A 23,042-nucleotide genomic window follows, 5' to 3' on the forward strand; every position below is an offset into this window, starting at 1 on the left:
TGATTGCTTCCTGTAAACTGGTAAAATCCCGGTTAGGTTATCAAGAACACAAATTTAATTCTCAGAAAATGAAAGATATCAGATTTATAGCAGGCGGTTTGGCCGGAGCAGTGGCGTTAAATATTTTACACGAAACCGCAAAAAGGCTGGATCCGGATGCACCAAGAATTGACCTGGTAGGAGAGGAGGCATTGGGGAAGGTAGTTGAGATGACGGGAGCTGAACCTCCGAAGGGTCAAAATTTATTCGCCGCCACTTTGGGCGCTGATGTGATCAGCAATGCAATGTATTACAGTGCAATCGGCCTTGGGGGTAAAAAGGGAATATTAATGCGCGGTGCCGGATACGGTCTGGCAGCTGGTATCGGTGCCCTGTCACTGACGGAACCTTTGGGTCTTGACGATGAGCCAATCACTAAAACTACGAAAACGAAGGTTTTGACGGTTGCGTGGTATGTTTTTGGAGGGCTGGTTACTGCGCTTGCGATTAAGGCATTAAGTAAATAATTTCTTCATTTTTCAGATGATTTAAATGGAGAAATTTAGTCAGCCGGAATTTTATGCGGGCACAAGCGGCCTTATTCTCCCAGTAAAAAATAAACTTTTTTATTCGGAAGAATTTCAGGATAAAAGTCGGCTGACATACTATGCATCATTATTTAAGAGTATCGAAATCAACAGTTCGTTTTATAAAGTCCCTATGAGCTCCACTGTCAGGAAATGGGCTGAACAGGTTCCTGACGACTTTCGGTTTACTTTTAAGTTATGGCGTGAAATTACTCATAATAAAGGTCTTCAATTCAAGGTGGATGATGTCGAGCGTTTCATTGACGTTATTAATAATGTCGGGTCAAAAAAAGGATGCTTGTTAATCCAGTTTCCGCCAAGTCTGAAAAGCGACATGCGTGGTCAATTGGAAAAACTGATTATCAATATCTCTGAGGCCGATACTGCTAAACAATGGAAAACAGCTTTTGAATTTAGACATGGTTCGTGGTATCATGAGGAAATCTTCGAAATTCTTGAAGAAAATGGTTTCGGTATCGTTATTCACGACAAGCCCGGTTCAGCAACTCCATTTATCGAATCTGATGTAAATTTTAAATATCTCCGCTTCCACGGCCCGAACGGCGACTACAAGGGTCATTATCCGGATGATTTTGTTTATGAATATGCTGAGTATGCCAAAGACTGGATTCGGGAAGGAAAGTCTGTTTTCGCTTACTTCAACAACACCATGGGGGATGCCATAAAAAATCTCAATGAGCTTAATTCTTACGTAACTAGTGACTCTGAGGATTTATAATCAGAATTTCAATTCCATATCTTAGTACCGTAAATAACCTTCACTTCCTCTCGATTATCCTTAAATTCCTTAAACTTATTGGCATCGTCAAGATCAAGCTTGGTGCCATCACAAAGATACTGATGCTGGTTGGTGGAGCTAAAAACAGAGTTTTGTACTTCAATAACCTGTTCGCCATTAAAATTGTATAATACGACAGCATTACTTTCCTCGCCTCCATAAAACTCATTAACCTGATTTCTTAGCCAGAGGAGCTCCTCGGCAGGTCGTGCCGAGCCGCATACCATAGCATCTTCGCCAGTGGGATCATCACTTTTACAGCTAACGATAGTTAGTATAGTAACTGTTAGTAATAAGGATTTCAAAAATTCGACTACAAACTTTTTCATATAATCTCACAGCTACATTTTTGAAGATAATTGATTGTATTCCGGTATCTGGATTTAGTTAATATAAAATTAAAACATTTGAATGAACTAAAAAAGAGTGTCCTTTGAGTCTTTCACATATTTCCTATTTGTTTTTATTTGTGTAAAAATAAAGTTGTGCCGCAAGTAGGTGTATTTAAGTTTAGGGATTTTGTGGCTATTTTCAATTCTAAAATAAAAATTATGAAACTCAACGTTCAGAACGATTTGCAGGATGTTAACCCACCGATACCGGACAACGAATTTGAAAGATTAATCAGTCTCTCAAATCTCGATCTGGATTATTCTGATCATCAAAATAATTTTAAAGATCTTGTAAAGCTTGCAGCCAAAGTTGCAGGAACGAGCATTTCTCTGGTAAATATGATCGATTCGCTTACGCAGTGGACAATTTCCAACTATGGAATGGATATCGATCAAATGCCTCGGGAAGATACTGTTTGTCAGTACACGATCATGAATAATGAGCCGCTTGAAATTGGTGATTTATCTCAGGATGACCGTTTTCGGGAAAAGGCTTATGTTACCGGTGACCCAAATATTCGCTATTATTATGGTGTCCCGTTACAGGTCAGTTCAGGACTTAATATTGGTTCATTGTGTGTAATTGACAGGCAGAAAAAAGTACTGGATCCTGAAAAAGTAGAACTGCTGAAAATAATTGCAGATGAAATTGTAAGTCGCCTGAAAACCTTCCGGGTAATGGACAATTTAAAGGCGAAACTTTTGGAAGCAAATAATACGCATAAGAAAGTTGCTCACGATATTCGTGGGCCGATCGGCGGAATAATCGGACTTGCCTCAATTATCAAGGATCAGGGCGCTAATAATCAAATGGAGGAAGTGTTGGAGTTTATTAACCTGATTCAGAAAAGTGGAAATTCTGTGCTCGATCTAGCCGACGAAATTTTAAGCAGCCATAAACCTGAGCCCAAGTCAGGGATTGCGGGCACGAATGAGTTCAATTTATCTGTCTTTAAGGATAAACTTTTGAAGCTTTACGAACCACAGGCAAGAAATAAAAAAATTCGGTTTGAGATTAACACAACGCTTGAAACGGCCTCAGTGCCATTCTCTAAAAGCAAACTGCTTCAGATTGCCGGAAACCTTATTTCTAATTCCATGAAGTTTACTCCCGAAAACGGAGATGTTATCGTTGATCTGGATTTGAGTATTAACCAATTTGACAAAACACTGGTCATCTCTGTGAAGGACACAGGTATCGGTTTGACAGAAGAATCAGCGAAAGCTATTTTGAACGGGACATCTGGGACAACAGATGGAACGGAAGGTGAATCCGGCTATGGATTTGGCCTTGCCCTTGTAAAACATTTAATTGAAAGTCTAAATGGAAATCTCCGCATAAATTCTGAGCCTGGAGAAGGTGCGACTTTTATAGTAACCTTACCACAGAACTAGAATGTTACCGTAGATTTGACGTTTAACTTATTTATTATCAGCTAATAAAAAAAAACTAAACAATAATAACCCAATATTAGAGTTCTATATGCAAGGACTAAGGAAGTCTCAACCAGCAAACGTCTACTACCTACTGCATTGGCCACCGCTGATCAGGTCAACCCGGCAGAAATTTTTAACAAATATCTTCAAACCGGACTGCAACTTTCAATCAAAAGATAGCTTTTAGCAAATTTTCAATCTTCCGCCAACATAAGACAGTTGATGGAAGATAAGACTGTCAAACCCATTTATTTTATAATCCACTTTCAATGGCATTTTTAGATCACGTGTTGCAACCCCCGGCTTATGGCTGGAAGGATGACGAAGGTAACTTGGTAAAACCGAGCGTTGGTGAAATCTTTAAAGAGTTTTTCACGCGGCTTAATGTTTTTAAGACAAGAAAAAACTGGCTCCCATTTTTTAGCTGGCTTAAAGTTTTTTGCCTGATGCCTTTCTTTTTTCTCTTTGTCTTTAAATATTTTAGCCTTTCCCTGTTCGTGGCTGCTTTTATTTACAGCATGATCATTATGGGAACGCACGGGACGATCTGGCATCATCGCTATTGCACACACGGAGCTTATAAATTCCGAAATAAATTCTGGCGGTTTTTTACGCAGAATCTGACAATCAATGTCATACCGGAAGAAATTTACGTGGTATCACACCATGTTCATCATGCCAAATCCGATCAGCCGGGTGATCCTTACAACGCAGAGGCTGGCTTTTTCTATTGTTTCCTGGCCGACGTAAATCATCAGCCTATCGCGAAAGATCTTTCGGAAGCAGACTACAATCGTGTGAAACTGCTTATGAGCCACACGGGTGTGAAGGCCAATACGTATGAACAATATCAAAAATGGGGTTCTTATGTAAACCCATGGCGCGCAACGATTGCCTGGGTTTTAAACTGGTCATTTTGGTATACAGCTTTTTATCTTCTTGGCGGTCATGGTCTTGCCTGTACGTTGTTTGGTGCGGCGGGTTTTTGGGCCGTGGGTGTCAGAACTTTCAATTACGAGGGGCATGCGAAAGGTGAGCATAAGCAACAGGAAGGAACTGATTTTAGTCAAAAGGATAAATCGATTAATCAGTTATGGCCTGGTTTTGTTGCCGGCGAATGGCATAATAATCACCATTTGTTCCCTAAAAGCGCGAGAAGCGGATTTAAGGCACATCAGGTTGATATGGCCTTTTATTATATCAAACTAATGAATATGCTCGGCGCTGTAAGCTCTTACACAGATTCAAAAGAGCAGTTTATGAAACAGTATCATTTGCCTTATCTTGAACGCAAGAATGTAAATAAAAAGGTTTTGGTCGAAGATTGATCAAATAAATTTATAGAAAGGGTCAGCTTGTCACAAACAAGCTGACCCTTTTTTTATTCGCTCTGCAAAGATTTAACAGGATTCATCAAAGCAGCTTTGATACTCTGGAAGCTGACGGTAAACATCGCTACGAGAATTGCAATGGCTCCTGCGAGTGCAAAAATTTCAAAGGTAAGATCAATGTGATATACGAAACTTGCAAGCCATTTATTGACGGCATACCAGGCAATTGGTGTGGCTATAAAAATTGCAATGATGATCAGTTTTACAAAATCCTTGGACAGCAAGGCAATTACACTGCCAACATTTGCTCCCAATACTTTTCGTATACCAATTTCCTTAGTCCGTTGCTCGGCTGTAAAAGCAGCCAGCCCCAGCAGTCCTAGGCAGGAAATTACGATGGCAAGGATACCGAAATATTTGATCAATGTGTTTACAATGATTTCTGACCGATACATCTTTTCATAATCCTCATCCAGAAAATGATAGTTGAATGGGTAATTTGGATTGAAATTTTTTGCTACTTTTTCTACATGACTTACTGCTTCTGAAGTTTTGCCGGCTTTGGCTTTGATCATCATATATTCAGTATTCAAACCTTTATAATTCACGAAAATCAATGGCTGTATGGCAGAATGGAAAGTACTAAGATGGAAATCTTTCATAACACCCACGATTGTGCCTTTTCCCATCCAGAATTTCACTTGCTGCCCGACAGGATTTTTCATCTTCATCATTTTGGCTGCTGCTTCGTTGATGATATAATTGGCGGTATCTGCGGCAAATTCCTTCGAAAAATCTCTGCCTTCGACCATCTGGATGTTCATTGTTTTAGCAAAATCATACCCCACGTAAGTTGCGTTTACCCAGTTTTCAAGGTCCTTGTCGCGGCCAGCCCAGTCCAGATCGCCAGAACTGCTCTGAATATTGGTAGGAATCGCTCCCGTGGTTGTAGCAGCTCCGATAAAAGGGGAGTTTAAAATTTCCTGCCGAAAAGCTTCCAGTTTATTTGGCAGCTCGCCTTCCAGAGAAATATACATCACGTTTTCGCGGTCAAGCCCAAGTTTTTTCGTCTGGATGTAATTCATTTGGCGGCTGATCACCAGCATACCTGTAATCAGGAACACAGAAAGAGAGAACTGAAAAACGACCAGGCCTTTTCTTAAATAGCCACCTGATCTCGTGAAAGTCAATCTGCCTTTAAGGATACGAATAGGTTGCAAACTTGAAAGGTAAAGTGCCGGGTAACTTCCTGCGACAAGTCCTGTGATGAGAATTAAACCCAGAACTGAAAGCCACAATACGGGATCAGAAACGGTCAAATTTATCTGTTTTTGCACCACTTCGTTAAACGCCGGAAGTAATAAAATAACAAACAGAATAGCCAGAACTGCCGCAAGGATACTGACAATCAATGACTCGCCCATAAATTGCATGACAAGAAATTTCCTTTCTGCGCCGACAACTTTTCTTACACCAACTTCTTTCGCGCGCTTTACCGAACGTGCCGTGGCCAGATTCATGAAGTTGACACAGGCAATCAGCAAAATAAAGATTGCGACAATAGAAAATACCCGCACATATTCAATCCTTCCTCCGACAGGTTTCAGATCTTCATATTCAGAATAAAGATAAACGTCTTTCAGACCTTGCAGTATCGGATAACTTGTAAACTGAGGAGGGGAATTCTTTTTTATGATCTTCTGTATGACCTGTTCAGCGTGAGCTACATCGGCTTTATCTGATAATCGTGCATAGGTTTTAAAACTATAATTTCCCCATGTTTTCATCCAATCCTGTTCCTGAACTTTGAAATTTACGATCCAGTCGAACCTTACCGACGCATTTTGCGGGATATCTTCAAAAACGGCACTGACAGTAAAATTCGTCGCATTATCAAGCTGAAGTGTTTTGCCCAAAGCACCTGTGTCGCCAAAATATTTTTCAGCCAGTTTTTTTGAAATGGCAATGGAGGTTGGCGAACTGATCGCTGATTCAGACTTACCTTCCAAAAATGGTGTCTGGAAAACTTTAAAAAAATCCGAGGTGGCATAAAGTCCACTTTCCTTTGTCGATTTTTCGCCAACTTTAACAAGTAAGTCGCGGTTCCAGGTAATTTTTGTGATTGCCGCTAAGTCGGCCGATTCTTTTTGAATGGCCTCAGACCAAGGCCCCGGTGTCGCTTCGCCCACATTTTTCTGCCCCTTCCAATCCGACGCCGAGCGTATGATGTAGATGTTTTCAAGATCCGCATAAAAGCGGTTAAACGATAGTTCATCCTTGACCCAAAGCCAAATTAATAAACTGCAAGACATACCAAGCGCAAGCCCGAATATATTAATGAATGAAAAAAGTTTACTTTTTAGCAAACTTCTGATCGCAATTTTGAAGTAGTTTTGGAACATATGGCTGATGTTATTTAAACTCAGGTTTCAGAATTAATGCTTGTCCAAAAAATTTATACCATTAATAGGTTTTTATTTAACTTCCTGATAATCAAATATTGAAATTTTATCTTGACGTTCTGAATGTTCGAATTTGAACACTTCATTAGCAGAATCGGACGCGTTATAACATTGATGTTAATACCAATTGGTTGAAATAATTTATATGAAGATCTTCATAAGTCTTCATCACCAAAATTCCATAGCGTTAATTTATTTTTAGCCATCCCGTTATGCTCATTCTTGCGGTGTTTGTAATTAAGACTTCATGTTCTAATTCACTGCTTTTGAAAAAGACACTTTTCCCATTCGTGGGAGCGATATTTTGCTCGCTTCCGGACTGATGAATTCGTAATTCCCCGCCGTCCTTTTGTTCCCAGTCGGCGTTGAGGTACATAATCATCGAATACTGACGGCTTCCATTATTGCGAAACTGATCCAGATGTTTTTTGTAGAAACTGCCTTTTTCATATAGGGTATAATGAAATTCATACCCCGTTATTCCTGTGTAACAAGAGCTATTCAGATGACTTACAAATTGGTCTATCAGATCAAAAAATTCATTTTCGTAAGGATCGTTGTGCGTTCGGTCCAGCCAGTAAATTTTGTCTCCCCTGACCAATTTATCCTGCATAGCAACTGCCTCGTTGCCAGTGCCGGCGTTAAGTAGTTGTTTATTAAAGAATAATGTTTGGAGATTGTCTTTTAGATGCGATGCCAAAGCATCGCTTAAAAAGTTTTCTGCGATGCCCACCTTATTGTCTATGAAACTGTCGATGAGGGAATTAAAGGCTTTTAGCAAGAAGCTGAGTTAAGCACGCCGGCAGAACGCCGTGGCTAGTGAAGGTAACTGTAAATGAGCATTTAATAAGATTTATTTTCACTTATCAGATGGATCCTAAGCGGAATGATCTGGAATGGTTATTTTAATCGCCAATAGCATCAGAAACGCAATTAAAATGAATGATAATCAATTACCTTTGCTAAGAATTAATCAACACAAAATGATGACATCAGAAGAAACAGACCGCGTAGTAGAAATGGCCTGGGAGGACCGTACACCATTTGAAGCGATCGAAGCTCAGTTTGGATTATCAGAGAGCGACGTAATTAAGTTGATGCGCGAACAATTAAAACGTAGCAGTTTTATCATGTGGCGGAAACGGGTGCATAGTGGTGTCAGTCAGAAACATTTGTTGAAACGCACGCCTGGTATCAACCGGTTTAAGTCAGCGTTGCAACGCATCATAACACACAATAATATCAGCAAGCGTTAATCCTGGTCGGTTTCCTTATTGATTTTTTCCTCCGCCAATGCGATATCTTCGCCATCGGCTTGTGGTTCTTCCTGATGCAGATCAGCATTTTTCTCGTATTGAAGCTCAATAAGAATCGGGAAATGGTCTGAATTAAAGTTTTCAAGTCTCATGATCCTGATTAACTTAAAATCTGTTGAGCAAAACAGATGGTCTAAGGGAAACCTTAAAAACGGATATTTTGCATGGAATGTGTTAAAGAATCCGCGCCCCCTCCTCGGGTCAAGGAGTCCGCTGATTTTGGTAAATAATTCCGTTGTGTAAGACCAGGCGACGTCGTTCAAATCACCGACAACGATAGTAGGAAAAGAATTTTCCTTCACCTCTTTGGCAACCAGTAATAGTTCCTTATCCCGTTCTGTTGAATATGAATTCTCACCCGGCACTGGCGGTGTAGGGTGTACGCAGTACAATCTAACCTTCTGCCCCGAGGGTAATTTTACTTCTGTTTTGATAGAAGGGATTTCTTCATCAACAAGATATCTCACCTCAGAATCAATCAGTTCCAGTTTGGAATATAGAAGCATTCCGTAAGTGTTGTTCAAAGGGACCAGGACCTGATGCGGATACTTTTCCTTTAATTCTTCCGTGCCTTTGTACCAGAATTCATCGGTTTCAAGCAACAGAATGATATCCGGATCGTGCTTATGAAGCATTTTAAGGCACCCCGAAGTGTTTTTATTGTCTTGAAAAACATTTGAAGATATGATGCTCACCTGATTTTTTTCATCTGATTTTGAAGCTTTCAGAAGCACTTTTTTTGAAAGAAAAGTGAACTTATAGATCTGAAAAATCAGATAACCGGTGTTGGCAAGCAGTGCGGCCAGGAAAACATATTGAAAGGGAGTTGAGACAGCAAACAAAGAAATATAAACGATCAGAACTGCCAGGTTCAGAAATAGTTTTTGCAACCGGGGATATTCAAATACCCGGAATGCCCAGTAGTCATTTTTAATAAGAGGAATGATCGAAAAGAGAATGATCAGACCTCCAAAAATTTCAAGGAATAGTTTAAGCGATTGCATTATTTTAAAGCATTGGTATGTAACGAATACGCACGAATATCGAATAAATTCAGTCCTGAAAAAAAATTTTTATTTTTCAAGGACTGAATGCTGTTAATATTATTACTGAAACCGACGATTTATTTTACCAAAAAAGGTTTCAGGAATTCAATTTCACTTTCCAGTTTATCAAGAAGTTCTGTAATAATTTTTTTATCGAATGATTCCATATATTCCAGTATTCCAGCGATTTTGGTTACCTCTGTCAAATAAGCTGCTGCCGAAGCACCTTTCAGTTTATGCCCTGCTGCTTTTATCTCGCTCAAATTTGCAGATGCGAGGCTGGCTTTAAGATCGTCCAGATTTTTTATTAAACTATCTCGTGTTAATTCTAGAAATTCAGCGATAAACTCGTCATCGCTCATGTAAACTGCTTTCAGCTTATCAATGTCGATGTGCTCATTTTGGATCATCTCTGCCTTTTGTTCACTTACTGCATTTCCATTAGTCAATCCTGTATATTTTTGGAAAATCTGCCAGATGGCATCTTCAACAAAAGGTTTTGAAATGAAATCGTCCATCCCTACTTCCAGGCATTTGTCACGCTCGCCCTTAACATTGCCGGCAGTAAGGGCGATAATAGGAATATGTCTGCTCGTAACTAATTCCCTGATTGCCAAAGTTGCTTCATATCCATTCATTTCAGGCATTTGAACATCCATGAAAATGAGGTCAGGCAGCTGCTTTTTACAAATCTCAACAGCCTTTAAACCGTTTTCAGCTTCCAGAATTTTTGAGTTGGGACTTATTTTTCCAATAATCGTTTTTGCTAGAAACATATTCACGGGGTTGTCCTCAGCAATGACAATCAGTAATTTTCCATTGCTGATCTCATGCTGAATTTCGATGTTGCTTTGCTCTTCTGCCTTTTCCTTTTGGGACAAACGGGTTAAAGACAGAAAAATATCATGAAGTTTTACAGGCTTGATCAGCCGGTAATTAATATCCAGTTCCTCGCAGCCTTTAAGAACAGTGGCATCATCCGCAGAGCTGTTTAGCAAAACGATAGGAAGCTCGTCTGCATTCATAAAAAATGTTTCACGAATTTGTCTTATCGTTTCTAAACCATCTTGGTATGGCATATGATAATCCATCAACACCGCATCAAAAGTTTCACCTCTCGCCAGGATATTTAGAGCGTCAAAACCATTGCTTGCCTGATCCGATTCAATTTTTAAAAGTCTAAGCATTTCTGCTAAAATGATACGATTATTGTCGTTGTCATCTACGATCAACACGCGTTTAATCGAGTCTAAGTTTTCCCATTCTATCGCTTCGCCGGTCTCAGAACGCATGGCAAGGTCAAAAAAGAAGGTACTGCCAACTCCGGGAAAACTTTTCAACTGAAGCCTGCTGCCCATCATGCCCAATAGCTTATTCGAAATCGTCAGCCCAAGGCCAGTCCCGCCATATTTTTTGGTTGTAGAACCGTCTTCCTGTAAAAATGCTTCAAAAATTTTATTCTGTTTATCCTCACGGATTCCAATTCCGGTATCTCTGACTGAAAACCGGCACATAATGTGTTCGCTTTCGGTTGGGTTATATTTCAGAATTTCAATTTTTAGCTCTATTTCACCGTTTTCGGTAAACTTTGCGGCGTTGCTTAGAAGATTAATCAAAACCTGTTTAAGCCTGATTTCGTCAACCCAAACAAAACGCGGCAAATCCGACGGAATATTCAGAAGCATCTCCAATCCCTTACTCTGGACAGGAAACGAAATTATATCCGCCGATTGCGAGGCTATTTCGTATATATCACACTTATCGATATCCAGCTCTAACTTCCCGGCTTCGATCTTTGAGAAGTCAAGAATATCGTTAATAATACTTAACAGAGCATTAGCAGATTGGTTGACTATACCTAAATATTGTTTTTGCGTATCCGTCATTTTGGTTTTTAAAACCAGGTCAGTAAACCCGATCACCCCATTTAGCGGAGTTCTTATCTCATGGCTCATATTTGCCAGAAATTCCGATTTCGCGATACTTGCCTGTTCAGCCTGGATTTTTGCCTGTTTCAATTCTTCTCTACGGAGCGCGGTTTCTGTAATGTCCTGAGTAAAAATCATGATACCGCCGACCACGCCGTCAAATTGATACCAGGGCCTGACCTCCCATTTCAAGTACTGATCCTGATCCCATCCTGGCGGCCGCCAGCTTTCTTCTTCTTTGGTTATTACTGCTCCCTTGAGACTTCGCTGGTGGACTTCCTTCCAGTTTTCGTCGATACTCGGAAAAACTTCATAGTGGGACTTTCCGATAATATCCTGACCAACCAACCGATATTCTTCCAGCCAGCGATGGCTGATGGCAAGATATCTTATATCCTTATCCAACATTGCGACTGCGGCAGGTGCATGTTCAACAAAAGCCAGCAGTCTCGCACTTTGTATGACCAGTTCCTCTTCTGCCTGTTTTCTGGCTGATAAGTCACTGGCGACGCCGAGGTATCCTATGATCGTGTTGTTCACATCCCGGATTGTCGTCACGACAAGCGAGACAGGGAAAAGTGTCCCATTTTTCTTTCTATATGTCCATTCGCGGATTTCAGATCCTTCTCTTTCAGCTTTATAAACCAAAGTCTTAAATCCCTCAACTGGCATGTGGTAATCTCTCGATAGTTCCTCGGACCTTGATAAAATTTCCTCTTCCAGATGGATTATGGACGATGTCGACTTTCCGACCATTTCCTCGGCAGTATATCCAAGCAACTTTTCAGCTCCTTTGTTAAAAACCGTAATAATTCCACTGGTATCCGTGGCAATGATGCTGACTTCGGATGCAGCGTTCAGCACATCATCCAGCAGTTTTTTCGAGTTCCGGAATTCTAATTCTGCCCGTTTCTTTGCGTCAATATCCTGAAATGTTCCATGAAGCCTTTTACATACTCCGTTCTCCATATCAGAATTGCCTATCGCTCGTACCCACAAGTCTTCGCCCTTTGCCGTCCTAAGTTCCAGTTCAAGATCAAATCCAATTCCCTCTGTCAGCGCCAGATCTATTGCCTTTTCTATCTTTTCCCTGCTTTCGCCATCCTGATAAAAATTCATTGCCACATCAAGGCTTGGCTCAAAGCCAGGCGGAATCTGATGAATTTCTTTCGTAACCTCAGACCAGTTTATAATTCCTTTTACAAGGTCAACTTCCCAGCCGCCGACACGTGCTGTCCGGTTTGTCTGCAACAGCATTTCCTGCGTTTTTTGCAAACTTTTTGCCATTTGATGGCTTTCGGTAATATCTATTGAATTTCCAACTACATGGGCAGTTCCGTCGAGTGACTTCACAAGAATATTATGATAGCTCCAAATTCTATAAGTGCCGTTCTTATGCACCGTGCTCATTAATCCGCTGGCTTTGCCCGTATTCGAAATTTCTTTCAGATAAGCTTGTAAAATGTGATGATGTTTCTCTGGTACAAGGTCAAAAAGGCTTATCTTCAAAACTTCTTCGGTTGTATAACCCAGCAACTCGGCACCTGCCGAGTTGACCGTCAGGAAATTACCGTTTATATCATGGGTACACATCAACCCCTGGGAATTTTCAAAAAAGGACCTGAAATTTTCTTCGCTGATCCTTAATTTATCTTCCCTGTTTTTTTCTTCCGTGATATTCCGGGCGATACAGAATAAATTTCCAGTATCTGGTTCCGGCGTGGCTGTCCATTGAAGGTGTAGATATTTCCCGTTTTTTGTACGAAAACGATGGACAAAATTTATGGTGATCTGGCCGTCCGAAAGCCGGGCCATTTCCTGATATGTTTTTTCTAAATCTTCGGGATGGATAAATTCAAAAAATGCTGTTTTTAACAAAAATTCTTCATCCCAGCCTAGTAACTCTTCGAAAGCGGGATTGATTTTTCTAAAATATCCATCTGCTCCTGCAATACAAACCAGGTCATTTGACATTTGAAAAAGCTTCTCAAAATACCTCAGCTCGACTCTTTTTCTTTGGTCAATAATCAGAGATATCGCTTGGTCCGCCAGTAATTTCAATGCGTTTTTCTGCTGAGAAGTGAGTTGTCTGGTTTTAGTATCGATCACGCAAAGGGTTCCCAGCGAGTATCCTCCCGGATCCACGAGCGGGAATCCTGCATAAAACCGGATATCTGGTTTTCCTGTTACGAGCTCATTTGTTCTAAAGCGTTCGTCCCGCGTTGCGTCTTCGACCTCGAAGAGTTTGTCGCCCATGATGGCATATTGACAGAAGGCAAGATCTCTGGATGTTTCCCGGACATCAAGACCTTTTCTGGATTTGAACCATTGTCTTTTCTCATCAACAAAAGATACCAATGAAATCGGAGTTTCGCAGATGATGGAAGCCAGTTCCGTTAATCTGTCGAATTCCTGTTCCGTTTGGGTGTCTAGAATCTGATAGTTTAGAAGGGCCCTTAGTCGTTCGTTCTCATTGTCAGGGATGGGGACAAATTTCATTTTTATGTTGAGTATGTGATGTTCCAATTTCCTCTAAATCTCATGATTTTTTTTGGATTATTAAAGAATGGGAGACAAAAGGTATTTTTCGTTGAAATTAATATAGTCTGGCGCGTTTCAGGGCATATAATCCAATTGATAATTTTGCACTGTCAGACTCATTTTCGATATTCCAACCGGTCATTATTTTGTTATTGATAAAAAATATAATTGTTAAAGTATTTTAGCAGCGTAAAAAAGTATTTTAGGATCTTCCAATTTGTGTAAATCAAACTCTTCATTCTGATATCTGAAATATGATTACAGCCTATCTTGAAAGCGTAAGAAAGCAGTTTGAGTATTATAAATTGCTTGGCGAAATGACTTTTCGTCAGCTGTCGGACGATCAGCTTTTTTGGAAGTTCAACGAAGACAGCAATAGTATTGCATCCATCGTAAAACATTTGCACGGAAATATGCTTTCTCGCTGGACAGATTTTTTAACGTTGGATGGTGAAAAGGACTGGCGCAACCAGGACTCGGAATTCGATAATGATTTAAAAGACAGGAAAGAAATTCTTGAAAAATGGAATGATGGTTGGCAGTGTTTATTTAACGCTCTGGATTCGTCCAACGAAGAGAACTTTGACACTGTCGTCTACATACGAAATCAGGGGCATACCATAACGGAGGCCATAAACCGCCAGCTCTCGCATTATCCTTATCATGTCGGCCAGATTGTCTTTATCGGAAAAATGTTAAAGGATTACCATTGGGAGTCGCTTTCAATTCCCCGTGGAGAATCCGGGAAATATAATGCAGAAAAATTTGCCAAACCCAAAGGAAAACAACATTTCACAGACGAGTATACTGGTAAGGAATCTGGCCAGAATACATAAACCGACGAGCAAGGGATGTGTTTATTTTTTTGTTGAATTCAACTTCCTGGAATTAGGAAAAAGGCGCGGGAGCAAATTTATTATATTGTTTTAAAGAAACTTAATTTTCAAATGTTTAGTATTAATTAACATTTAGATAATATTCTTTTAAAATTTCACTGCTACTTTTACAGTAGTAAAGGATATTATTTGACCGTTTGTTTAATATGTGTAAACTTTTGTTTGGTTATATTTGCAATTTTAAGTATTTTTATAGCGCCGGTCGTTGATGTTAGATTGTCAAAATTTCATCTTTTGTTTAGTTATACTTTACAAGAAAGTGTGAGGAGTTTCTTTGTAGTTGATACAGTTCTGACTAAAAAGTGCATAGTTAAGTATTAGTTCACCAATTAAAAATAATATAAAATGTCGATTGAACTTGTTGTATTTGATATGGCGGGAACCACCGTTAAAGATAAAAATGCAGTGGGGCTTGCGTTTCAAAATGCGATGAATGCCTACGGTTATAATATCGCAATTGAAAATATTAATCCGATTATGGGTTATGAAAAACCAGTCGCAATCAGAATGATGCTTGATAAGCATGAAGCAGATAAAAGCAAAATTACGGAGCAGCTGATTGAAAATATTCATGCTGAGTTTGTGACCAGTATGGTCCATTTTTATGAAACTTCCAATGAAATAGTTCCGCTCCCTAATGTAGAGGAAACGTTCAGGGTTCTTCGCGAAGCAGGAGTGAAAATTGCGCTGGACACCGGTTTTTCAAAAAATATAGCAGATGTCATCATCCGCAGATTGGGTTGGGCAGATAAGATTGATCTTATGGTCGCCAGCGATGAGGTTGAAAACGGCCGTCCTTTTCCCGATATGATCGAAAAAATTAAAGCAGAGCTTGATGTTGTTTCCTCGGAAGTTGTAGCCAAAGTGGGTGATACCGAAGTTGATATAAATGAAGGAATTAATAGCGGCTGTAAATATGTAATAGGGGTAACCACCGGTGCGTTTACCCGGGAAGAGCTAATGCCTTATAATCCTACGCATATTATTGACGATATTTCGGAAGTGATCGCGATCATTTCTGAGGATGTCAAAATTTTAATCGAAAAAGAAAGCTAGTAAAATAAAAACTATTAAGCATGAGCAAATCAGCAATAGTGATCGGTGCAGGGATCGTAGGGTTGGCGAGTGCACGGGCATTGGGCGCAAGAGGATATCAGGTGACGGTTATTGAAAGGTCAAGTAAAGCAATTGGAGCGTCAATCAGAAATTTCGGGATGGTCTGGCCGATCGGGCAGCCGGAAGGCAAACTTTACGAAAGAGCTCTGAAAGCGAAGAGTATATGGAAAGAAGTTCTGACTGGCGGAAAGTTATGGTTTCATGAGGGCGGGAGTTTGCACATGGCGTATCAACAGGACGAACTGGAAGTCATTCAGCAGATTGTTGATGTTAGTGACAAACGGCCGGTAAGTATTCTTACACCGGAAGCAACGCTTTCAAAATCACCTGCGGTTAACCAGAACGGCTTGTTAGGGTCTCTGTTTTGTAAGGACGAGATGATCGTTGATCCGAGAGAAGCGATCGCAGGAATTCCTGCTTATCTTAATGAAAAATATGGGGTAAATTTTATCTGGGATACGGCCATTTCCGAAGTGAGTTATCCAACCGTAAGTTCTGGTAAAAACCAGTGGTCAGCAGATGAGATTTTCGTTTGCAGCGGACAGGATTTTGAAACGCTTTATCCGGAAGAATTTTCGAATACTGCCATTACCAAATGTAAGTTACAGATGCTTCGTCTGGAATCTCAGCCAGATAACTGGAAGATCGGACCAGCCTTATGCGGTGGGTTATCACTTATTCATTATGATGGATTTAAATCTGCGGCCTCTCTGGACAAGTTAAAAGAAAGATACAAAGCGGAATACGCAGAATATTTGAAATGGGGAATCCATGTTATGGCTTCACAGAACGGCCTTGGTGAAATAACGGTCGGAGATTCTCATGAATATGCGCTGACTTTTGACCCTTTCGACAGAGAATTTATAAACACCATGATTCTGGATTATCTGGCAACTTTTGCTGAGTTCAAATCTTCCAAAGTTTTTCAGACATGGCATGGCATATACCCGAAGATGACCAACGGAAATACGGAAATAGTAATACGTCCAAACGAAGGGGTGACAATTATCAACGGACTTGGAGGAGCAGGTATGACGCTGTCTTTCGGTTTATGCGACGAGGTTATCGGCGGGACTTATTAAGGATTTTGTCTTTGAGAACTATATCCTTGTTGATTCTTACCTGAAACATCTAAGAAAAATAATGTAGCAAAAACCTTAACGTAAATAATGCTTCGTATAGTACTTGGCGTTCAAATTTAGAGGCGCTATGATCGACATTGATAAGTTTTAAGTTGGCGCCAACAAATGAATTCGAGTCGCATGTCTGTAAGGAAAAATGCAATGCAAGGATTACCAAGAGCAAACCATAATCAAGATGACTTTCAATTCCCAAACCCTTAAATTTCTTTTTTTGATTGCCCTGTTCGCATCTTGTAAAAAAGATGGCGAAAAGGCTCCTTCTGGTATTGAGCACGTCATTGTCATTGGCATTGACGGGCTCAGTCCCGATGGGATTCAAAAGGCAAAAACGCCTGTGATTCATGATATGATTGCTAACGGCAGCGTAAAATGGAATGTGCGTACGGTACTTACTTCCAGCAGCAGCCAGAATTGGGCTTCCATGATTATGGGCGCGGGCCCGGAGCAGCATGGCATTATCAGCAACGACTGGGAAATGGACGACCACACATTGCCGCCTATCGTTCAGGAAGCGGATGGCCGTTTTCCAACAATTTTCAGTGTTTTTCATAAAGCGAAACCGGAAGCAGAAATCGGGACGGTTTATCACTGGGATGGTTTTGGCAGATTGTTTCAAAAAAACGCACTCAATTACGATAAAAACTTTTCAACAGAGGATTCAACGGCGACGGATTTTATCCGGTATATCAAAGATAAAAAGCCGGCACTTGGATTTGTACATTTTGATCATGTAGATCATGCAGGCCACCATGGCGGCCATGGGTCCCAGGAGTATTACCAATCAGTTGCGAAGGCTGACTCGTTGGTCGGACAGATTTTGAAGGGTATCAAAGACGCAGGTATTGAAGAAAATACTTCGGTCATTATCTGGGCTGATCATGGTGGGATCGGATATGGACATGGAGGCGCAACGCCTCAGGAAGCAGAGATTGCCGGAATATTTTATGGCAAGGATGTGAAAAAAGGTTATAAAATTGAACAGCAGGTGTATACCTATGATCTGGCGGCAACAATTGCATTTGCTCTGGATATCACCCCGCCATATGCCTGGACGGGCCGTCCGGTGAAATCTGCTTTTGACGGATTTTCAGAACCTGAAAATTTATGGCTGGGAGAAAAAATGGTAACTCCGCCAGTTATTTATCCTGAACGAAAACTTTATCAGCAAGCTGGTGGATTATTTACCACTGAAACAGCAACGGTTAAAATCGATACAAAAGCGGAAAAAGGGATAACCAGATATACAACCGACGGTAAGGATCCGGATGAAGCTTCACCGGAGTATAAGGCTCCGTTTACAGTCAATAAGACGACGGTTGTAAAAGCGAAATCTTTCGATGAAAAGGGGAATGCAAGTTTGTTGTCAACAGCCTATTTTCGATTGGTTAAACCGGGTTCGGGAAATGGCCTAACTACCACTTTTTATCAGGGAAAAGAGCTTTCAAAACTCCCTGTATTTGGCACTTTAAAGAAAGGATCATCCTGGATCAGCCCGGAGTTTAATATCAACCGCGATCAAATTAACGGGATACTTGAAAAAGGGAATGAGAGTTTCGCGTTGCAGTTTTCAGGTTTTATCCAGATTGACACACCCGGAAAATATACATTCTCAACACAATCTGATGATGGAAGTAAACTGTTCATTGACGGTAAAGAATTCGTGGATAATGACGGAAATCATGGCGTGATGGAAGAAACCGGATCAATCGAACTGACAGCCGGCAGACATCCGATTCGTGTGGAATATTATAACAATGGAGGCGGGTTCTGGCTTGATGCTTTTTATAAAGGACCAGGAATTACCAAACAATTGATTCCCGCCAACAAGCTTTTTGCGAAGTGATAACTGATTATTCCTAAACACTTTATATATTTTACAAATAATCTGACGCCGACATTTTTTTGAATAGCAATGAGTGAAAAACAACACAATCGGACAGAAGGAGATATCAATCTGACATCAGCGCGGAGTAACTGGTATGCCGTAATAAAGGACGAAGATACCCTTTCTTTATTGGCAGAAGACTCTGAATATTTTCTTCACCAGGCACTTTCTACGCCTTGTCTGGATGTACTTGCTTCTTGCGAGGGAATTTATCTGACTGATATTCAATGCAAAAAATACATGGATTTTCATGGAAACAACGTGCATCAGGTTGGTTACAGAAATCCTTATATCATTGACCGGATTAAGGAGCAATTGGATATTTTGCCGTTTTCTCCACGGCGTTATACCAACGTCCCGGCCATAGAACTGGCGAAAAAATTAAGTGCGCTCTTACCCGGCGATTTGAAGCGGGTTTTGTTTGCGCCAGGTGGCACGTCTTCGATCAGTATGGCTTTGAAACTGGCGAGAATTGTTACTGGAAAACATAAAATTATTTCGCTCTGGGATTCCTTCCACGGCGCTTCCCTGGACGCTATTTCAGCGGGCGGCGAACTGGATTTCAGGAAAGATATTGGACCGCTAATGCCCGGTGTCGAACGAATTCCGCCTCCGATGACCTATCGTGGCCCTTTCAATTCTGCTGGTGGCAGCGACGTTGCCTATGCAGATTACCTGGAATATGTCATTGAAAAGGAGAGTGATATCGGTGCTTTTATGATCGAGACCATTCGCAATACAGATGTTCAGATTCCATCGCAGGCTTATTGGACACGCGTTCGTGAAATTTGTAATAAACATAACGTACTGCTTATTCTGGATGAGATACCCATCGCATTTGGGCGTACGGGAAAAATGTTTGCTTTTGAACATTACAACATTGAGCCCGATATTATCTGTCTTGGAAAAGGGCTCGGCGGAGGTGTGATGCCGATTGCGGCAATCGTCGCCAGAGAAAGTTATAATGTCGCCGGAAGCGTTTCGCTTGGACATTTTACACATGAGAAAAGTCCGCTTGGGTGCGTGGCAGGGCTGGCCATGCTTGAATTTATTGAAGATCATAAAATTCTGGAAAAAGTACTGGACGACGAGCAGTTTATGAAATTTGAAACTGATCGCCTGAAAGATAAATTTCCATTGATAGGAGATGTTCGCGGTATTGGTTTATTGTGGGGTATCGAGTTGGTACGTGACAGAGAAACAAAGGAAAAGGCGGTACGTGAGGCAGAAATTGTCATGTATGAATGCCTAAAAAATGGGCTAAGTTTTAAAGTTTCGCAAGGCAATGTTTTGCAGCTTTCGCCACCGCTCACCATCACACGGGAAGAATTAACAAAAGCTTTACAAATATTGGAAACTGCTTTGGAGACGGCTTCCGTTTAAGATAAATATCAGCATTTTATCAGAGCGTCATGCGAATTAAGAAGGCATTACTGGATTCAAATTTTTTATTTATTGCCTGGTCAATTATCGCATCCTTTGGCGCGTACTTTTGCATGTATGCATTCCGCAAACCATTCAATTCCGGCTTGTATGAAGGATTACAGCTGTCAGGAATTGGTTATAAAACAATACTGATCCTATCTCAGGTTGCTGGATATACCTTGTCAAAATTTACCGGTATCAAGATTATTTCAGAACTCAAATCTACGTCACGCGTCAGGCTAATTATTTCGCTTATTCTCGTTGCCGAGGCTGCTTTGTTATTATTTGGCATCGTTCCTTACCCCTATAATTTCGTTTTTCTTTTTATCAATGGCCTCCCGCTCGGGATGGTTTATGGCGTTGTTTTCAGTTTTCTGGAAGGCCGGCGTTTTACTGAAATGATCGCGATGGGGTTAAATATCAGTATAATCATTGCATCCGGCGTATTGAAAACAACCTATCTGGAAGTCCATAGCTGGTTTCCCTGGATCACGGAATTCTGGATGCCTTTTAGTATCGGATTGCTGTTTCTGCCTTTCTTTTTTCTTTTTGTGTGGATGCTGGACGTTTTGCCTGCGCCGACAGAAGAAGATATTCGGTTAAGGACGGAACGTGTTCCGATGACGAATGACGACAAAAGAAACGTACTGACGGAGTTTGGTCTTCCGGTTTTTTGCCTGCTTATTTGTTATATTATGCTAATCGTCGTCAGAGATTTTCGGGACAATTTTACCATTGAAATCTGGAATGAAATTGACACCAACTGGGTTAGCAGCGTTCTGTCCCAGACTGAGATGATAACTGGTTTTGTCGTTCTAGTCGTGATTGGCAGTTTGGCTTTTATTAAAAATAATCTCATTGGTTTCCGGATGACGAATGTTGTCATTTTTGCCGGTATTCTTATGAGCGCAGTTTCAACATATCTGTTTGAGAATAATCTGATAAGCGGTTTTTACTGGATGCTCTCGATAGGTACCGGAATGTTTCTGGCTTTCACAGTAATCCAGTCCGCCATTTTTGACCGCCTGATCGCCCTGTTCAGATTAAGAGCAAATGCAGGTTTTTTTGTTTACATCTGTGAAAGTTTCGGTTACCTGTCAAGCGTTGGATTGTTGTTATATAAAGAATTTTTCATGAAACAGATGAGCTGGTCGCACGTTCTGATGCAGTTCATTTACTTGCAGGCAGCGGTCAGTTTGGTCTTGCTGATTATTGGAAATGTTTATCTCGAAAGACATCGGAGAAATGGTAAAGTTATTCAGGAGAAGAAACTTGTAAAAGCTTTGTGACCGTTATCAATGGAGTTGCATGATAGGTAAAAGAGCAAGGAAAGCGATAAATACTACGATGATAAGATAGTTAACTCAGTTGTATGCCGTAGTATCTATTATTGAAATCCTATTTTTTAATGTATATGCTGTATTTGTCATAAATAGTGAATTGTTGAAATGAAGCAGCATCTGAAATTAATTTTTCAGGTGCTTTTTTATTTTACTTTTTAATATTAATGCTCAATCTATGAGTAGAGAGTTGTAGTAGTATACTTAGCTAGCTAGTTGATATTATATAGAAATAGTTACAAACTCTTCTCATTAACGTTATGGACTTTAAAGATCAGGTAAAGCAGTTTAGCGAACGCGTTTCAAAACTGAAAGACAACATTCACACAGAAGAAGCGACTAAAAATGCTTTCATCATGCCATTTTTACAGGTTTTGGGTTACGACGTTTTCAATCCACTTGAAGTTGTTCCGGAATTTATTTGTGATATTGGCATTAAAAAAGGCGAGAAAATTGACTATGCGATATTCCGCGATGGAAGCCCAATTATTTTAGTGGAATGCAAACATTGGAAACAAAAACTTGATGTTCATGATGGTCAGCTTTTAAGATATTTTCATGTCTCCAAGGCTAAGTTCTCGATTCTCACCAATGGCCTAATTTTTAGATTCTACACAGATTTGGCAGAGCCAAATAAGATGGATGAAAAACCCTTCCTAGAATTTAATATTGAAGAAATTAAAGATGGGCAGATAGAGCAGTTAAAGGAATTTCATAAGGCATATTTTGATGTTGAAAGTATCTATCAGTCAGCAAGCGAATTGAAATATATCAATGAGATAAGAAAGCTTGTACAAGTAGAATTCCATGAACCAAACGATGATTTTGTTAAATATTTTGTAAAACAAATATACTCGTCAGTTGTTACCTCAAAGGTTATAGAAGCATTTAGGCCTTTGGTTAAGAGGACAGTTACAAACATAATCAATGACACGATAAATGAACGGCTAAAATCTGCGATTGCTCAGGTAGACGCGCCATTGGCGGAGGATGTGCCATCGCCATCACCTTCAAACCTTGCGTCCAAGTCAGACAAGGAAATAGTTACAACCGAAGAAGAACTTGAAGGATTCTACATTGTCCGGTCAATTCTTAGGCCATTTGTAAAGGCAATACGTATAACACACAGGGACGCTTTATCATATTTTGCCATATTCCTAGATGATAATAACCGTAAGCCGATTTGTCGTCTGTATTTAGATAGTCCAAGCAAAAAGTACATTGGTTTGTTTGACAAGGATAAAAAAGAAACAAAATATGAAATAAAGTCTCTGGATGACATTTACACCTTTTCAAAAGAATTAGGAGCGACCTTAAATTCTTACATGGAAGTCAAAGCGGTAAACGCATAAAAAAATCGGACTTTCGACTGTGAGCTAGGTGGAGAAACCAATCAGTAAAGAAAATGGACCACCTAGCT

Annotated in this window: 17 protein-coding genes; 12 read left to right on the forward strand and 5 right to left on the reverse strand. The window is 40.3% G+C overall.

The window, feature by feature from the left end:
* Positions 1-68 precede the first annotated feature (68 nt).
* Positions 69-506, forward strand: a complete 438-nt coding sequence (locus L0657_RS06905) for a hypothetical protein (RefSeq protein ID WP_235149683.1) — start codon at positions 69-71, stop codon at positions 504-506.
* 25 nt (positions 507-531) lie between these two features.
* Complete coding sequence (locus L0657_RS06910) at positions 532-1,305, forward strand: DUF72 domain-containing protein (RefSeq protein ID WP_235149684.1); 774 nt, start codon at positions 532-534, stop codon at positions 1,303-1,305.
* Positions 1,306-1,313: 8 nt separating this feature from the next.
* Here L0657_RS06910 and L0657_RS06915 read toward each other — a convergent pair whose 3' ends face one another.
* Positions 1,314-1,694, reverse strand: a complete 381-nt coding sequence (locus L0657_RS06915) for a hypothetical protein (protein WP_235149685.1) — start codon at positions 1,692-1,694, stop codon at positions 1,314-1,316.
* A gap of 222 nt (positions 1,695-1,916) precedes the next feature.
* Between L0657_RS06915 and L0657_RS06920 the strand changes: the two genes are divergently transcribed.
* Positions 1,917-3,152 (forward strand): GAF domain-containing sensor histidine kinase, encoded by a 1,236-nt coding sequence (locus L0657_RS06920; RefSeq protein ID WP_235149686.1) that lies wholly within the window; start codon positions 1,917-1,919, stop codon positions 3,150-3,152.
* A 311-nt stretch (positions 3,153-3,463) separates the two neighbouring features.
* Positions 3,464-4,522, forward strand: coding sequence for a fatty acid desaturase (locus L0657_RS06925; RefSeq protein ID WP_235149687.1), 1,059 nt, complete (start codon positions 3,464-3,466; stop codon positions 4,520-4,522).
* A 53-nt stretch (positions 4,523-4,575) separates the two neighbouring features.
* On the opposite strand, the gene L0657_RS06930 is transcribed toward L0657_RS06925, so the two are convergent.
* Positions 4,576-6,927 carry an ABC transporter permease gene (locus L0657_RS06930; protein WP_235149688.1) on the reverse strand — a complete coding sequence of 784 codons (2,352 nt, stop codon included), beginning with the start codon at positions 6,925-6,927 and terminating at the stop codon, positions 4,576-4,578.
* Positions 6,928-7,174: 247 nt separating this feature from the next.
* Positions 7,175-7,768 (reverse strand): 2OG-Fe(II) oxygenase, encoded by a 594-nt coding sequence (locus tag L0657_RS06935; RefSeq protein WP_235149689.1) that lies wholly within the window; start codon positions 7,766-7,768, stop codon positions 7,175-7,177.
* A gap of 205 nt (positions 7,769-7,973) precedes the next feature.
* On the opposite strand from L0657_RS06935, the gene L0657_RS06940 reads away from it, so the two are divergent.
* Complete coding sequence (locus L0657_RS06940) at positions 7,974-8,243, forward strand: TIGR03643 family protein (protein WP_235150431.1); 270 nt, start codon at positions 7,974-7,976, stop codon at positions 8,241-8,243.
* On the opposite strand, the gene L0657_RS06945 is transcribed toward L0657_RS06940, so the two are convergent.
* Both L0657_RS06945 and L0657_RS06950 read right to left on the reverse strand, forming a co-directional pair.
* Entirely contained in the window at positions 8,240-9,307 is a 1,068-nt protein-coding gene (locus L0657_RS06945) for an endonuclease/exonuclease/phosphatase family protein (RefSeq protein ID WP_235149690.1), read from the reverse strand. The genes L0657_RS06940 and L0657_RS06945 overlap by 4 nt on opposite strands.
* Positions 9,308-9,426: 119 nt before the next feature.
* A complete protein-coding gene (locus tag L0657_RS06950) occupies positions 9,427-13,776 on the reverse strand; it encodes a PAS domain S-box protein (RefSeq protein WP_235149691.1) in 4,350 nt (1,449 codons plus the stop codon).
* Positions 13,777-14,072: 296 nt separating this feature from the next.
* On the opposite strand from L0657_RS06950, the gene L0657_RS06955 reads away from it, so the two are divergent.
* The 7 genes from L0657_RS06955 to L0657_RS06985 all read left to right on the forward strand — a co-directional run bounded on the left by L0657_RS06955 (position 14,073) and on the right by L0657_RS06985 (position 22,974).
* A complete protein-coding gene (locus L0657_RS06955; RefSeq protein WP_235149692.1) occupies positions 14,073-14,654 on the forward strand; it encodes a DUF1572 family protein in 582 nt (193 codons plus the stop codon).
* Between the two features lie 405 nt (positions 14,655-15,059).
* A complete protein-coding gene (locus L0657_RS06960; RefSeq protein ID WP_235149693.1) occupies positions 15,060-15,770 on the forward strand; it encodes an HAD hydrolase-like protein in 711 nt (236 codons plus the stop codon).
* A 20-nt stretch (positions 15,771-15,790) separates the two neighbouring features.
* A complete protein-coding gene (locus tag L0657_RS06965) occupies positions 15,791-16,912 on the forward strand; it encodes a TIGR03364 family FAD-dependent oxidoreductase (protein ID WP_235149694.1) in 1,122 nt (373 codons plus the stop codon).
* Positions 16,913-17,147: 235 nt separating this feature from the next.
* Positions 17,148-18,815, forward strand: coding sequence for an alkaline phosphatase family protein (locus L0657_RS06970; protein ID WP_235149695.1), 1,668 nt, complete (start codon positions 17,148-17,150; stop codon positions 18,813-18,815).
* A 69-nt stretch (positions 18,816-18,884) separates the two neighbouring features.
* Complete coding sequence (locus L0657_RS06975; RefSeq protein ID WP_235149696.1) at positions 18,885-20,240, forward strand: aspartate aminotransferase family protein; 1,356 nt, start codon at positions 18,885-18,887, stop codon at positions 20,238-20,240.
* A 29-nt stretch (positions 20,241-20,269) separates the two neighbouring features.
* Complete coding sequence (locus L0657_RS06980) at positions 20,270-21,571, forward strand: DUF5690 family protein (RefSeq protein ID WP_235149697.1); 1,302 nt, start codon at positions 20,270-20,272, stop codon at positions 21,569-21,571.
* A 311-nt stretch (positions 21,572-21,882) separates the two neighbouring features.
* A complete protein-coding gene (locus L0657_RS06985; protein WP_255717753.1) occupies positions 21,883-22,974 on the forward strand; it encodes a type I restriction endonuclease in 1,092 nt (363 codons plus the stop codon).
* The last annotated feature ends 68 nt before the right edge of the window (positions 22,975-23,042 follow it).

This window comes from Dyadobacter sp. CY345, from assembly GCF_021502725.1.
GTDB lineage: Bacteria > Bacteroidota > Bacteroidia > Cytophagales > Spirosomataceae > Dyadobacter.

What these genes read in the sequence shown, in the direction of transcription:
- L0657_RS06920 (WP_235149686.1), top strand. Translation starts at nt 1,917, where the DNA reads ATGAAACTCAACGTTCAGAACGATTTGCAGGATGTTAACCCACCGATA.
- L0657_RS06930 (WP_235149688.1), bottom strand. Translation starts at nt 6,927, where the DNA reads ATGTTCCAAAACTACTTCAAAATTGCGATCAGAAGTTTGCTAAAAAGT.
- L0657_RS06905 (WP_235149683.1), top strand. Translation starts at nt 69, where the DNA reads ATGAAAGATATCAGATTTATAGCAGGCGGTTTGGCCGGAGCAGTGGCG.
- L0657_RS06910 (WP_235149684.1), top strand. Translation starts at nt 532, where the DNA reads ATGGAGAAATTTAGTCAGCCGGAATTTTATGCGGGCACAAGCGGCCTT.
- L0657_RS06950 (WP_235149691.1), bottom strand. Translation starts at nt 13,776, where the DNA reads ATGAAATTTGTCCCCATCCCTGACAATGAGAACGAACGACTAAGGGCC.
- L0657_RS06965 (WP_235149694.1), top strand. Translation starts at nt 15,791, where the DNA reads ATGAGCAAATCAGCAATAGTGATCGGTGCAGGGATCGTAGGGTTGGCG.
- L0657_RS06985 (WP_255717753.1), top strand. Translation starts at nt 21,883, where the DNA reads ATGGACTTTAAAGATCAGGTAAAGCAGTTTAGCGAACGCGTTTCAAAA.
- L0657_RS06980 (WP_235149697.1), top strand. Translation starts at nt 20,270, where the DNA reads ATGCGAATTAAGAAGGCATTACTGGATTCAAATTTTTTATTTATTGCC.
- L0657_RS06960 (WP_235149693.1), top strand. Translation starts at nt 15,060, where the DNA reads ATGTCGATTGAACTTGTTGTATTTGATATGGCGGGAACCACCGTTAAA.
- L0657_RS06915 (WP_235149685.1), bottom strand. Translation starts at nt 1,694, where the DNA reads ATGAAAAAGTTTGTAGTCGAATTTTTGAAATCCTTATTACTAACAGTT.
- L0657_RS06955 (WP_235149692.1), top strand. Translation starts at nt 14,073, where the DNA reads ATGATTACAGCCTATCTTGAAAGCGTAAGAAAGCAGTTTGAGTATTAT.
- L0657_RS06945 (WP_235149690.1), bottom strand. Translation starts at nt 9,307, where the DNA reads ATGCAATCGCTTAAACTATTCCTTGAAATTTTTGGAGGTCTGATCATT.
- L0657_RS06925 (WP_235149687.1), top strand. Translation starts at nt 3,464, where the DNA reads ATGGCATTTTTAGATCACGTGTTGCAACCCCCGGCTTATGGCTGGAAG.
- L0657_RS06975 (WP_235149696.1), top strand. Translation starts at nt 18,885, where the DNA reads ATGAGTGAAAAACAACACAATCGGACAGAAGGAGATATCAATCTGACA.
- L0657_RS06970 (WP_235149695.1), top strand. Translation starts at nt 17,148, where the DNA reads ATGACTTTCAATTCCCAAACCCTTAAATTTCTTTTTTTGATTGCCCTG.
- L0657_RS06940 (WP_235150431.1), top strand. Translation starts at nt 7,974, where the DNA reads ATGACATCAGAAGAAACAGACCGCGTAGTAGAAATGGCCTGGGAGGAC.